This window comes from Ktedonobacteraceae bacterium (assembly GCA_035653615.1).
GTDB lineage: Bacteria > Chloroflexota > Ktedonobacteria > Ktedonobacterales > Ktedonobacteraceae > DASRBN01.
The window spans coordinates 40,531-54,887 of record DASRBN010000006.1 but is presented as its reverse complement, the minus strand read 5'-3'; the positions used below and the strand labels follow the sequence as shown (position 1 = coordinate 54,887).

Here is a 14,357-nt window from a genome sequence, read left to right as displayed (position 1 = left end):
GTCTTCAGGCACAAGCTATCGCACAGAGGAAGGGGCTGTAACCAGACCGAGACGCATGGCAACCAGAATCGCCTGCGTTCGACTTTGCACTCCCAGCTTGGAAAGGATGCTACGCACATGAGCCTTCACAGTAGCCTCCGCGATCTGTAGCGTCTGCATAATCTCTTTATTTGAAGCGCCCCGAGCGAGCAACTGCAACACCTCCCGTTCGCGTTCGGTGAGCGGTTCCTGGCGGCCGGTAGGACGCATCTGGTTCACCAGCAGCTCGGTCACCCTTGGGGACAGATGCACTCGCCCCTCTACAGCGTCCTCGATTGCCGCCCGTATCTCACTGGCCCGTGTATCCTTATATAAGTAACCATTTGCCCCGGCCTGCATGGCCTGCGTAATCGCTGTGGGATTAAGCATCCCTGTCAGCACCACCACCTCGGTTTGTGGCAGTTCACGACGCATGACCGCCGTCGCGTTGACCCCATCCTGATCCGGCAAGTTCAGGTCCATCAGCACCACATCCGGTCGCAATTCCTGCGCCAGTTTGATCGCTTCCGTACCTGTCGCTGCCTCTGCCAGCACACGGAACGCCGGATCCTGCTCAATAGCCCGGCGTAGTCCTTCACGAAAAATGGGATGGTCATCAACGATGAGCACTTGAATCGTCATCTTAACGCTCCCTCCTGGAGAACGATTTCTCCAAAGATTGAACACAAACTGATCCTCTGGCTCTGTATCTCATCATCCCACCTGCATGTCGTTCCCACTGCTCGTGAAGCAGGCCGTACTACCCTTGCCAGGCAGGCACAAGCCATATGACAAAATACGAGAGGTGAGAAGCACTTTCAACGTATTGAACTTCGTTTTTATAACGTTCCTGGTCTCGCTTTGTCTAGCAGTAGACCGGATAGACGTTCTTCCCACTCACATCACCAGCATAAGCAATTACATCCGCATTTGCAAGGGTAATCTTTCCCTCAGCAGGCTTCACGGCATTACATGCCAGGAACTGCCGGGGCAAGCCCCATCAGAACGAGCGAGCGCGAAAAACTGTACGATATAAAGGCACACGACAATGGACTTGACAAGAGAGAAGCGAGCATCTATCCGACCTCACATTTTCATCACAAACGAACTTGTTATCTTCTGTAGAGTAACGAAAACGTCCTGTTCAGCAGAGATACTCAATGTTCGTGCTTCTATCAAAGTCACTATCTGACCATAATTCGGGCAGAAATCGTGTATACATATTCCACTCGCACGGACTCCATTACGCCCTGATTCTTTGTGTCTAGTCCAAAAGGCTAGCATAAGAATGCACCCTATTGGCAATGACATGAACATCGCAGTTTCTTACTATTAAAGATAGAGAGAAAGGTGCAGGTCAGGTTATGGTAGGCCGTTTCTTGTTGCGCGAATCGCATCAAAGCTCACGCGCTATCGCCTCCGCCGCTACCTGTTTCTGGTTTTGAGGTGCGCAACTCAGGAAGTCGAGCACCGTTTCGTTCCATCCATTGGCCTGGATAATAAGGAAGAGGAATTGTTATGAGTCTATTACGTCTCTCTACCCTCGGCGCCCCAGAAGTCTTTCACAACGGCAGTCGTCTCACCTTTTCCCTACGCAAAGCGCAAGCATTGCTTTTCTACCTGGCAGTAGAAGGTGGGATGCAGCCGCGCAGCAAGCTCGCCGCGTTCCTGTGGCCCGACAGTGAACCCCACGATGCCCGCAACGCCTTGCGCAATGCCCTGGCACTGTTGCGCAACCTGCTTAATGACAACGACGCCTCGCCTGATGCGCACTACCATTTACTGAGCGCACCTGACCTGGTCAGCTTGAACCCGCATGCGCCAATGGAGTTAGACCTCGACCTCGTACAGCAAGCCTACCACCAGGCTCAGGAGATCTCCACGCTTCCGCCAGAGGAGCAGCGCGCTCCCTTGATCGCTCAGTGGCAGCACGTTCTTTCCCTGGTACGCGGACCTTTCCTCGACGGCTTCTGGTTGCGTGAGGAAACGCCTTTTGACAAATGGGTCCAATTGCAGCAGTACCAGTGGCAGGTGCGCCTGCAGCTACTCTTCGACCGGCTCTCATCCTGGCACGAAGCTTCTCTGGAGCATGAGCAGGCCAGCGCCATCCTCACCCGCTGGCTCGCCCTCGATCCCCTGCAGGAAGAGGCCTATCGCCGCCTGATGCGCCTGCACCTGGCACGAGGCGATCCAGGCGCCGCCTGGCAGGTCTATGCTACCTGCCGGGAACGCCTGGCCGATGAGCTAGATGTGAAACCTTCTCCACAAACCGTCACCCTGGCCGAGCGAATCCGCGCAGCCCAGGCTCATAATCCCAACGCCTCTCGCCCTTCCGCGCATCGCGCGGCCGGCATCACCCAGGGACGGCCACCAGGCGATTTGACCGCTCCGCTCGTTGGACGAACCGCCTCCATCAACCAGCTCGCCGCCAGATTTCAGCAGGCACAGCAAGGGTCACCCCAGGCCGTGCTGCTGGTAGGTGAAACCGGCATCGGGAAAACACGACTGGCCGGCGAGTTTATGGCCTGGGCCCGGGTTCAGGGCGCGGATGTATTGAGCGGGCAGGCCTTTGAAGCCGGCGTCAGCTTACCCTATCAACCACTCGTCGAGGCGATACAGGGGCGGCTGGAAGAGGAAAACGCCCCGGAGGACCTGTTGGACGACCTCTGGCTGGCCGAATTGACCCGTCTCCTGCCAGATCTACGCGTGCGCTATCCCGACCTACCACTCCCTGGTGAGGATACGTTTACCACCAATATCCGCCTGTTTGAAGCTGTTGCTCGCCTCTTTGACGCCCTGGCGCAACGCGCACCGTTGGTGTTGATGCTGGACGACCTGCAATGGGCCGATGAAGCCTCCCTCGACCTGCTGCGCTACCTGGCCCACTACTGGAAGAAACATCATACTCCGGCCCTGCTGTTGGGCACAGTACGCAGCGAAGACCTGGCGCTCAACTCGCACCTCGCCGCCCAGCTGGCCAACCTGGGCCGCGATCTATCGTTCACCCAACTGGTCTTGCAGCGACTCAGTCAAGCCGAGACCTTCCAACTCCTCGCAACCCTCATCGGACAGGAGGAAGCCGGCACCAACCGGACAGCGGAACGGCCTGAGAACGATCTGAATCGATCCGCTCCTCCGGGACAGCAGGAACAGTCCACCTGGAAACCGTACCTGAGCAGGTTGAGCAACTTCCTGTTTGAGTTGACCGAGGGGCACCCTTTTTTCCTGCTGGAAACGCTGAAACTCTTGCGCGAGCGGCAGTGGTTCATTCCACGCCTGGCGCCCGGTGGCTCGTGGCGGCTCATGCCGGACATGGAAAAGATGCCCGCACTCCTGGAACAACAGCCCCGGCACGAACTGGTAGCGGCCCCGGTGCGCGCGACGATCCTGGCACGCCTGACGAAACTCACACCATTCGCGCGCCAGCTGGTCATGGCAAGTGTCGTCCTCGATTTTCGAGCCAGCGCCTACTACCTGTGGCAGGTCGCCCAGATGGAAGCGCAAACAGGCATTCAAGCGCTGGAGGAGGCTCTTGGCAGCGGAATACTGCGCCAGGAGAATGGCACAGGAGACCACATGGGAAGCTACCATTGCGCAAATCAACTCATTCGCGCTGTGATCTCCTCCGAATTGGGCGAGGCGCGCCGCCACATCTTGCAGCAACGTGCCGGCGCGTTGCTGTCTACAGAAGAGGCAGCAATAGTCCGGCAACAGCAAAGAGAAGAACGATTGATTTCAATCCCCTAACGGGCTAAGGAAAATGATCCGGCCCCTGCCGCCTCTGGTGGCAGTAGTAGAGCTGCCAAAACCGAATCCGTCAAAGGTACATCAGGGGCTTCTGCTTATGTATCAAACTAGCGCAAGCGTGAATAGCAGGCGATTACACCGGTCTGAGATAGGTGTTGATCCGGGTATCACCGGGACTACCAGAAGGCGCGACCGGCTAGAACAGCATACCCCGGCCGGTATTGGTACTCCCAGACCTTTGATACGATCCAAGCTCTCCCTGCCACGCGCCTGCGCTGACACGGTCTCTCGTTCCCGTTTGATCGAGCACCTCAATGCGGGGTTGGGCGGAAAAGCAACCTTGCTCTGCGCTCCTGCCGGCTTTGGCAAGACAACACTCCTGGTCGAGTGGTTGAAGACAAGCAGCTTCCATAACGCCTGGCTTTCCCTGGATGAAAACGACAACGAACTCCTCATCTTCTTGCATTATCTCGTCGCCGCCCTCCAAACTGTCTTTCCTGGCGCTTGCCAGGCGATGGCTCACTTTCTCAAGCAATCGTCGCTCCCAACACCAGATCGCGCAGCAACCCTGCTCATCAACGACCTGGCCGAGTTACCTGAAGACTTGATCCTGGTGTTGGACAATTATCATACCATTCATCATAGCCCGATCCATGCCTTGCTCGATGCACTGATCAGGTACATGCCTTCCCAGGTGCATCTGGTGCTGGCCACACGCTCCGAGTTGCCTTTTCCGCTTGCCAGGTGGCGTTCTCAGGGGCAACTCAACGAACTTCACAGCACCATCCTGCGCTTTACGCACGATGAGACCCTGGATTTTCTCACACGCATCCTTGGAGCGGATCTATGCCGCGAGGTCGCGGAGATACTCGAGGAAGAGACCGAGGGTTGGATTGCCATGCTGCGACAGGCGGCGCTTTCGCTGCATAGCGCCTCTGATCGCGTGGCATGCGTGGAACATCTCCGCAACAACCCCGACTGTTCTATGAACACGTACCTGCTGGAAGATTTTCTGGCCCGGCAAATTCCCCTCATTCAGAACTTTCTCGTGAAGGTGTCGATTCTCGACCAGTTCTGCGTTTCCTTATGTGAGGCAACCCTCGATAGTGATGATACTGATCCTCACCTTACCAGGCAAGCATACCTGGACTGCTTCGAGCGTGCGAAAGTGTTCATCGTCCCACTCGATGAGCCACAGGGGTGGTATCGTTTTCATCCCCTGTTCAAGCGTTTCCTGGAGCAACGAGTGCAGGAGCAATTCACCAAAGAGGAGATCGCGGCACTTCACCTGCGAGCAAGCGCCTGGTATGCCGCGCATGGACAGATTGATGAGGCCATCCGGCATGCGCTTGCCGCGGAAAACCCAACGGAGGCGGCACATGTGGTGGAGACACAATTTCTTTCTGCCATGGAGCAAGAGCGGTGGGAGCAACTGGAACACTGGCTTCAGCTACTTCCGGCACCATGCATCAAGGATAGCCCTGGTCTGCTTGTCGCCAGAGCCTGGATGCTGGCAATGCATGGACAGGTCGAACCTATCCCAACCTTGTTGACTGCTGCTGAACACCTCCTGGAAAGACGCGACAACAATCCCGTACATACGAATGATGCACAATGCAAGGCCCTGTATGCGCTGATTGCGCTCGTATGGAGCCACATCGAGTACGCCACAGGACAGGCACAAGCCAGTCTGAAGAGCGCTCGCTCCGCGCTGAAATGGATAACACCAGATGAGATCTATTTAGCGAACCTGGCGCTGGATTACCAGGCGCTTTCAAGCCAGCTCAGCGGGCATGGAGATGTTGCCCACCTTGAACTCGATAAAGCCCTGAAAGCACTATCGTCCAATCTTCCCGGCTCTGCTCGTTTGCTCTCTGCTCAGGCGTTTCTGTATCTGAATGCGGGCAAACTTCAACAGATGGAACAAATCGCGCGGCATTTGTTGCGGCTTAGCGAGGAAGCCAATTTGCCAATAAGCCGGTACCAGGCCCGCTGGTTGCTTGGCTGCGCGCAGTATGAATGGAATCGGCTAGATAGCGCGGCGCACCACTTCTCAGCCGTGGCTGCCAACTGGCAACACGCGCACTATTGGGTAGTACGGGAGGCTATTTATGGCTTAGCATCCGTCTACCAGGCTCAGGGGTTGAGCAGCCAGGCCAGGGAAACAACGGATGCCTTGCTCGAATCACTCCAGGGACAGAACGATATTTGCGCTCTTATAAGGGCCTATTCGTTTCGCGGGCACCTGGCGCTGTTACAGGACGAGATGGAGCCGGCAGAGCAATGGATAGAGATGGTAGGTGAGCTATCAATACAAGGTCTCATGATTTCAATTGAGGAGCCCACTATCACAAAGGCTCAATTGCTGCTTGCCAGGAACGATGAACATAGTGTCAGACAAGGGCAAAAACTCCTCTCTACACTGCTGTGCCATCTCGAATCCCTTCATAACACGCGCAAGACGATCCAGGTCTTAGCCTTGCAAGCGCTGGCTTACCACCTGGAGAATCGCATGACTGAAGCGCTGGAGGTGCTTGAACATGCCATCGCACTCGCCTATCCCGGACGGTTTATCCGCACGTTTGCCGATTTGCCGCAGTTGGCCAGATTGCTACAAGCATTGCGCAAGCGCAGAAAGGCCGGGCAGGCAAGTGAGAGACAGCTAGATGCCTACCTGCAAGACCTCCTGGTGGCGATAAGCTCCGCGAGTCCACCGGCAGATGCAAAGCAAGCGCTGCTATGGCAAGAAGGCCTGGAACCCTTGACCGGCCGCGAGCTGCAAATCCTACGCTTGCTCGGCAAGGACCTCACCAATAAGGAGATCGCGCGCGAACTGGTGATCTCCGCCGGAACAGTCAAGGTCCATACGATCAACGTCTACCGCAAGCTCAGTGTCAGTAATCGCCGCGCGGCCGTCGCGCTTTCCAGATCACTTGGCCTTCTTCTTACGGATTCATAACGCTATCTATGACGCTTTTATGGCATACCTTCATCTATACTGAAGTAAAGTATGACGCGCTCGTTCACGCCGGCCCCAGCAGGCCCTGGCTCTTTTTCTCTACATGGAGGTTGATACATGACGATGAATACACCAGCTGTAACTCATCACACAGCTACATCCGCGAACTCGACAAAGCGCATGCGGGCCTCGAACGATCAAGCAACTGGCGCAAATGCAATGACAGACACGGCTTCCAGGTATGTACTTCCCCTTTCAGAAGAGGAAGCCGCCCAGGAGGCTTCTTTGCTCAAAGCGTTGGCCAACCCTACCCGCCTGAGCATCCTCAATTTGCTCAAACGATACGAAGGAAAAGTAAGCGTGCTCGAGATCGTCGATAAATTTGCGTTGGGGCAGCCGACCATCTCCCATCATTTGCATATTTTGCGCCATGCCGGGCTTATCGACTGCGAAAAGAAGGGCCTGTGGGTGTATTACTACTTGCGGCGTGATTCATTACAACGCGTCCAGGATGTGATTACCGCGCTGGCCGAGTAGATAGATGGCCCAGCGCATCTCTCCGTGTCACCAGGTTATCGCGCAAGACGAACGCGCCATGTTTTTATCTCAAATGGCCTTACCCAAAAAGGCAGTGTCTTGCCTTGAGAGGGGACATCGTTAAGTGGCTCCTCCAGCAGGTTACATTCCTGTGCGGAAAGGACTGGCGCGGCAAAGGTGAGCGTGCCATGCCCGCGCCGGTTATGCGCTTCGTAGAGACGCACAATCAGACCATCGCCATCCTCCGCCGGCTTCACCGTCTCTACCACCACGTGCGCGCAATCCGTCTGTAAAAAGGAAACGCCTGCGCTACTCCCGCTGGCAGCAAGCATGGTCTTTTGCTCATTCACGCACAACAGCGGGACGTTGAGTTCGTAGGCTCTCCTTACACTCTGCGCCTCCCTCCAATCCCCCCCATGCGGCAAGAGGCTGTAGGTGAAGCGATGCAAACCCTCATCCGCATGACTATCGGGATAGCTACTCGATTTCAGGAGTGTCAGACGAACAACGTTATCGTGTACGTCATGCCCATACTTCCCATCATTTAGCAGGCTCACCCCATACCCGCCTTCGCTCATATCAATCCAGCGCTGGGCGCATGTCTCAAAACGCGCCATATCCCAGGAAGTATTGCGATGCGTGGGGCGCTCAACGCTGCCAAATTGGATTTCATAGGTCGCGCGCGTGCTATTGATCGCCAGTGGAAATGCCGCTTTTAACAATGTCTGGTGTTCGTGCCAGTCAATCTGAGTTGCGATGTCGATGCGCGGGGAGCCACGCCAGAGCGAAATACGTTGCGTGATAGACGAGGACAGGTAGTGGCGGACAACCTCGACGGTCACACGCACCGGACCCTGCTCGATGATGCGTATCGCCGTTACCGCTCGCAGCGGATAGGGCTTCTCTTCATAAAAGAGATCAATATCCCAGGCGTCAAAATTCAAGGGGCGGTCCTCATAGGCAATGAGCCGGTTGCCCGTTTCCCCCGCGGCAAGCACATCGCGTTCCGCGCTTCTATCGTAAAGCCGGCTCATCTCCCCCTGCGCATCAATCCAGAGGTCATAGTACTGATTCCGCAAGAGGATTGCCCCTTCACCCGTGTAAGAGGCGTGGCAAGCAGGCCGATCCCTTACGTCGCCGGCAACCACATTACCGCCTGCCGGCACGACCTGCACCCCGCAGGAGGGAACGCGTATACCATCGAGCAGGCACACCGTATTCCCATCCCAATCGGTTGCCTGCTGGGCCCGCGGGAAATAGCGCGCGAACGCCTCCGGCACCTGCACCGGGTCTATGCGTTCCCATGGCAGCGTATTCAACAGCAGCAGGTCTCCCTCTCCCGCGGTGACCTGGCCCAGCACAACAGCGAGGGCCTCGTCGTAGATCTGCTTTCCTATGGCGCGCGCCTCTGCATAGAGTCGCCTGGCATCCTCATATACTTCAGGGATCGAGGAACCCGGCAGCACATCATGAAATTGATTGAGCAGGAGAAGTCGCCAGCCTACATTCAATTGCTCCTGTCGCGACGGCATGCCATAGAGGCCGGCCCACGCATTCAATAACTCCGCCTCGCGATACAATAATTCGGCCCGCCTGTTCTGCTGCTTGATATGCGCCTGCGAAGTATAGGTCCCGCGGTGGTATTCTAAGTACAACTCGCCCACCCACGTAGGCAAACAAGGATTCTCCCACACGCGCCAGTAGAGATCGCTGAAGTAATCATCAACGCGCCCGCTGCGCACCTGGGGAAAATCGCGCAGGTTCGCCAGCAGTTGTAGCCTCGCCACCTGTTCTTCCGTTGGCCCGCCACCACCATCGCCCCAACCATAAAGATACAGCAAGTGATCATTGCAATCCTGCTGGCGATAGTTTCTCCACGTCGCTGTAATACTGCCCGGTTGTAGAGAGCCATTGTAGGTAGAGAACGTTTTGGTTGGGTCGAGGTCCGCGGTTGTAATGAAGTGTGCCAGCACCTCGGAGCCGTCGATGCCACGCCAGCGAAACGTATCATAGGGCATACGATTCACCTGATTCCAGCTCATCTTCGTCGTCATGAAGACAGGGATATCACAACCACGCATCATTTGTGGCAGCGCGGCGCTAAAGCCAAACGCATCTGGCAACCAGATTTGACGCGGCTTGACACCAAATTCTTCTTGCCAGAAACGCAACCCTTGCATGATCTGCCGGATAAGCGACTCGCCACCGGGAAGGTTGCAATCGGCCTCAACCCACATCGCGCCCACTGGCTCAAACCGTCCCTCCGCGACGCGCTGCTTCACCCGCGCATAGAGTTCAGGCACATCCTCCTTCAACCATTGCAGCAACTGTGGCTGGCTCTGGCTATAAGAGCAGTCCGGATAGTTCTCCATTAACGCCAGCACGGTAGCAACAGCATGAGCGATCTTCTGACGTGTTCTCCAGTAAGGCCACATCCACCCCAGATCGAGATGGGCGTGCCCGCTGGCAGTAATCTGCACGCGGTTGCCACCCTCCAGGCCTTGCGTCAGATGCGCTCGCAGGTAATCATAGGCCGCGCGGGCCGAATCAATGAAGCGCTCGCTCAACCAGCCCTCACGCAGATCGAGCATGGTATAGGCCGTATTGAGGCGCGCTTCTAACGCATGCCGTGTCACACTGTCCTCATCCAGTGTAAGGCACACATCCAGCAGCGTCTGCATCAAGTTATAGAGCTGCCGGTGAACCACGTGGCGAGGACGCAGCGACAGACCGCCAAAATGTAACGGGGACTCTGTACAGACCTGAAGCATCAGCGTATGCATTGCACCATCGCATACCGCCTTCTCCAGCAACAGCCCGGGATGGTATCGATCAATTCCCCCGGCGGCTCGCCCATCAAGAAAAACTGTCGCCTCCAGCACGAGCAGAAACGGATCATCCTCAGAGGCATCCGAAAGCAATTGCAGGACGATGGGCAAGCCTTGCATCGACTCCGGCACTCGCAGGCGCGCCATCAACCAGCCTGTGCCATGGTTTGCCCCCCAGAGCGATCCTACTTCCACGGGAAGCCACCGTTCATCCTCAGGTGACGGCATAGCCACCGGCCCGCTGGCCGCCATAGCATAGACCGGAGCAAGCATGGAGGGCGCGCCCTCAATCATTTTTCCCAGTTCTTCAAGCCTGGCACGAAGTTTTTGGATGGTCAACACCGGGAAACATTCCTTCCTTTTCAACTGCCCGCACAGGCGGTAGGGGCGGCGACTCGTCCCTGCCCCGCTACCCCGTGAGGACAGGTACAAACAAGGCACTATCCCTGCCCCGCTTCTTCAACCGGCCTGATTGGAAGGGTAGCGCGCGGCGGTAAGAAGATATCCTTCCGCATGAATTGATCGGATCTCAATGCCAAACACATGCAGCTTTGCCCTGCAACGCGACAGAATATTTCTCACCGGCCGCATCGAAAGGCTCAGCGTCTTCTGCTCCATCGCCTCATGCACACTCGTTCGCGCGTGGCTCAGCATCTCATCGGTAATCGCTGCCCGCAGCATCTCATAGGGACAGTACCGCGGATAGGATTCCAGCAAGGCCAGCAGCACATACATCTCCAGCTCCGTGAACACCTCTTGCGCCACCAGTCCATGCACCTCGGACGACAGCTGTGTCAGGATGAACGTCGACAGGCTGTACGGGTGGGTATTGAGCACCAGGACGTGTCCTTCCGGCAAGACCTTTGGCAATGGAAAGAAGCGAAATTGTTGCGGTGATGCATATCCTTTGAACCGGCTCGATAATGACATTGCTAGAAACTCTTCACATCCGCGACACAGCCGCTTGCCTGTGTATACACAATGTACGTCCGCTGCGCAACCCAGCCACCGGGTCGATGCGCCGTAATGATGTACAGCCGGATCTGGCCGCCCTCTGGTTGCGCGCGCGCCCCAATATAGTCGAGCGTGAATGTCAGATGTTCACCTGCCTCCGCTCGTCGCTGCTGCTCCACCTGGCCGGTCAGGGCAGAGAGAGGCAGCTCCGCCTGCAGCGTAGGGCAGAGCTGGTGCCAGCCAAGCGCCCCATCGCGCGTGACCACCGACCGCATAAACATATCGGCCGGTGCAGGAGCGCTCGCGTGTGCAGTTCCATGTATTGTCAGGAGCAAGAGAGCTATTCCCAGCAGCAGAGACATACCGGTAGACACAACCGCAAAGGGCAGCACACGAAAGATCATGTCCTTGAAACGCCTATGAGAAGATTCCACCTGTACGCAATGTAACATCTTTCAACCTTTCTCGTGATTCCTTGCTCAATATCTTCTCTTCATGCCAGTATGAACACGATCTGTCACAAAAGCGTCACGTACAGCGTTATGATCAGGCCTTTTTCCTCAACGATCGATCCCTCGAGCGCTTCGCAGCCGGAGCATCCACCTGCCATTCTGCTACCAGGGCCACACGTAGTTGCGAGAGCGCGCGGTAAAAGTAGGATTTCACCGTGCTGACCGGCATGTGCAATTGCTGCCCAATCTCAGCAAAACTCAGTTGATGCGCGTAGTGTAAACGCACCACGTCGCGCAACCTGACGGGTAATCGATCAATCGCCTCAAACACCATCGACCGCAATTCCTGGCACTCCACCGTCTCCTCTGGGGAAAGGCCCGGGTCGGCTCTAGACGCCAGGGGTATTGACTCCCCATCCTCATCAGCATCCCATCCAAGCTCGGAAAAGCACACCATATGCTTCCTGCGCAATTCATCGATGCTGCAATTGCGGGCCACACGTAACAGCCAGGGGCCTAGATGTTCCTGTCCCGGGCACAGTGTTGAGATATGAGCGAAGAGTTTGAGCAAGACCTGCTGGAATACATCGCACGCCTCATCGTAGTCGCGAACGTAGCGCCGGATGAACTGGAAGACCTGCGCGTGATAGCGGCACACCAGCGTCTCGAACGCATCCTCATCGCCCGCGATGGCCTGGCTCACCAGGACGCCATCGGCCGGCATGTCCTGCCGCCCGACAGGACGAATATATTGCGGCATACAACTTTTCCCCTTCTCCTTGTCATTCTGAGTGAAGCGAAGAATCCCTCCACCAGGCGCCTCATTTTTCTTTCCACCGGCTGTGCCTTGTTCTCTACTGAAGATAGTATGATGAGAACGTATCACGAAAGCGTTATGAGCATTGGCAAAAATGGGATGGCTGGACGAGCACGTGAGGGATTGTTCCCTTTTGTTCCACAGGGCTTCGGCTTATTTCACTTAGAATGACATGCGGCTGGAGCGGGTGGGATCGAACGTCGTGGGATTGCTGTTGGGGGAGATACTGGTGCTGTGATCTGGAGAAAGGGGCTAATCAAATAGCGGCTCCATTCCTCGAGAATGGAGAAAGAGGTGTTAACGGGGTAGATCTGGTGATTACTCAAAAGCTGGCGTGGGATTCTTCGCTCCGCTCAGAATGACATACCCTGAACATGCATGGGCATGCCTGACGCTCAGAATGACATGCCCCGAACGTCCCTGAACATGCCTGACGCTCAGAATGACATGCTCTGAACATGCATGGGCATGTCATTCTGAGCGCAGCGAAGAATCCTGCTGAGTCCAGGTGATAACTTTGCTTACTGCTACCGGCGCGTCATAATGTGACGCTCCGGCATTTCAATTTCCAGTCCATTCGAGGGAAAACATCGTCCGGCGGCGTCACAGGGCAGCTGGTAGCTGCCTACTTATCCAGCATGGGCCATTGATAGGCGTTCAAAATATCCATCTTGGCTTGATTGACCGTCTTCCAATCGCTTTGCAGGATACCACCGGTATCTCCCGAATCCGGGTTCCACGCCCAATAGGTGTAGCTGATATCGTTTGTCTTGAGAAAACTTACCAGGGTGCGCTGCCACATACCCTCCGTATTCTGGCTCGTAGAGTTTCCGCCAAACTCTCCTAGAAACACGGGGATGCCCATTTTTTCCAGAAAGGCCCAGTGCTTCTCCCACACCGCTGGCAGGGTCTGAGCAAGCATGGAAAGTTTCGGCACCTGGAACCATGGCTGGTCATAGATCTCCGGGCCGTAGTCGTGCGCCGAGTAGACCAGCTTATCCGGCTCCGAAAGTTTTACCGGATACTGCTTTGCTCCCTCCAGGTTACCGCCCCACCAGTAGGAGTCGCCCTGGTACTGCTCGATCCCCTCTACGATGATCAGCCAGTTCGGGTTGACAGCCAGGATCGCATTGCCCGCATGTTGCGCCGCCATGCGCCAGTCGGTATTGGGATTGCCATCGCCCCACGTTGCCGGCCCATGCGGTTCGTTCGCCAGGTCAGCTCCAATGATGGTAGGATTATTGCGGTAATGTTTTGCCAGCATGACCCAATCCGCAATCCAGCGCGACTGCGGCACCTGGTCGTTGTACCACAACGGGGGACGCTGGTCGGCAGTGGGGTCATGGCGATCAAGAATCACTTTCAGGCCCAGGCGCCCGGCACCCTGAATAATGCGGTCCATAAGCGCCAGCCCTTGCAAGCCTCTCAAATCGGGATTCAGACGGTAGTTAATTCCTTGCGGCTTACTCGCCGGGTCGAACAATTGATTGGTATAAGGCAATCGGATGGCATTGAAACCGAGTTGCGCCATCTGCCGGAGCATATCCTGCCAGTTGCGCACGTTGAGCCCGTGCGGAGCAAAGGTACTGGTTTCAAAGCCAAACCAGTTGACCCCTGTGAGTATCACTCGACATCCTGAAGCATCGACCAATTCGGCATGAAACGTGTGAATGAAACCAACCTGGTGACCGGACAGGCATGAGCCGGATATGCGATCTGATTCCGGCCCAGAAGACGGCGTAGATGTGCAACTCGCCAGCAGCGATATGCTTACCAGCATTATACAGGCGGCAACAATACTTTTTCTCCAAACATTACTTATGTAGGGGGAGTTCATGAATCCTTCCTCTCCATATGCAGGTAAAAATACAACAAGAATTAACATGATGTCATGACGTGGGGACATCATTTCGTTACCTCTTCCCACACGTTTCAGCAAGCGGGATGGTTTCTCAAATACTTCAGGTTGTTCACGATGATGTGAAGTAGCACATGGCCGGCATAGGGGCATGCGTACACTGTTTGGAAGTATACACAGATTCATT

At 55.9% G+C, this 14,357-nt stretch carries 9 protein-coding genes; 3 read left to right on the top strand and 6 right to left on the bottom strand.

Translation table 11 applies throughout. From position 1 onward, the window contains the following. Nucleotides 1–15: 15 nt before the first annotated feature. Nucleotides 16–660: a response regulator transcription factor gene (locus tag VFA09_04065; GenBank protein HZU66431.1), complete on the bottom strand. Its 645-nt coding sequence runs from the start codon at nucleotides 658–660 to the stop codon at nucleotides 16–18. Nucleotides 661–1,536: 876 nt separating this feature from the next. Between VFA09_04065 and VFA09_04060 the strand changes: the two genes are divergently transcribed. From VFA09_04060 to VFA09_04050, 3 genes are all read left to right on the top strand, one after another. Continuing rightward, on the top strand, nucleotides 1,537–3,765 hold the full coding sequence (locus VFA09_04060) for an AAA family ATPase (GenBank protein ID HZU66430.1): 2,229 nt from the start codon (nucleotides 1,537–1,539) through the stop codon (nucleotides 3,763–3,765). A gap of 97 nt (nucleotides 3,766–3,862) precedes the next feature. Continuing rightward, the gene (locus VFA09_04055; protein HZU66429.1) at nucleotides 3,863–6,724 is read left to right on the top strand and encodes a LuxR C-terminal-related transcriptional regulator; all 2,862 of its coding nucleotides are present in this window, start codon (nucleotides 3,863–3,865) and stop codon (nucleotides 6,722–6,724) included. A 117-nt stretch (nucleotides 6,725–6,841) separates the two neighbouring features. Beyond that, entirely contained in the window at nucleotides 6,842–7,261 is a 420-nt protein-coding gene (locus VFA09_04050; protein HZU66428.1) for a metalloregulator ArsR/SmtB family transcription factor, read from the top strand. Nucleotides 7,262–7,296: 35 nt separating this feature from the next. On the opposite strand, the gene VFA09_04045 is transcribed toward VFA09_04050, so the two are convergent. From VFA09_04045 to VFA09_04025, 5 genes are all read right to left on the bottom strand, one after another. After that, nucleotides 7,297–10,431 (bottom strand): alpha-mannosidase, encoded by a 3,135-nt coding sequence (locus VFA09_04045; GenBank protein ID HZU66427.1) that lies wholly within the window; start codon nucleotides 10,429–10,431, stop codon nucleotides 7,297–7,299. A gap of 117 nt (nucleotides 10,432–10,548) precedes the next feature. Next, nucleotides 10,549–11,019 (bottom strand): hypothetical protein, encoded by a 471-nt coding sequence (locus VFA09_04040; GenBank protein ID HZU66426.1) that lies wholly within the window; start codon nucleotides 11,017–11,019, stop codon nucleotides 10,549–10,551. A gap of 2 nt (nucleotides 11,020–11,021) precedes the next feature. After that, a complete protein-coding gene (locus tag VFA09_04035; GenBank protein ID HZU66425.1) occupies nucleotides 11,022–11,447 on the bottom strand; it encodes a hypothetical protein in 426 nt (141 codons plus the stop codon). A 142-nt stretch (nucleotides 11,448–11,589) separates the two neighbouring features. After that, nucleotides 11,590–12,255, bottom strand: a complete 666-nt coding sequence (locus VFA09_04030; protein HZU66424.1) for a sigma-70 family RNA polymerase sigma factor — start codon at nucleotides 12,253–12,255, stop codon at nucleotides 11,590–11,592. Between the two features lie 682 nt (nucleotides 12,256–12,937). Continuing rightward, the gene (locus VFA09_04025) at nucleotides 12,938–14,149 is read right to left on the bottom strand and encodes a glycoside hydrolase family 5 protein (GenBank protein HZU66423.1); all 1,212 of its coding nucleotides are present in this window, start codon (nucleotides 14,147–14,149) and stop codon (nucleotides 12,938–12,940) included. Between the last annotated feature and the right edge of the window lie 208 nt (nucleotides 14,150–14,357).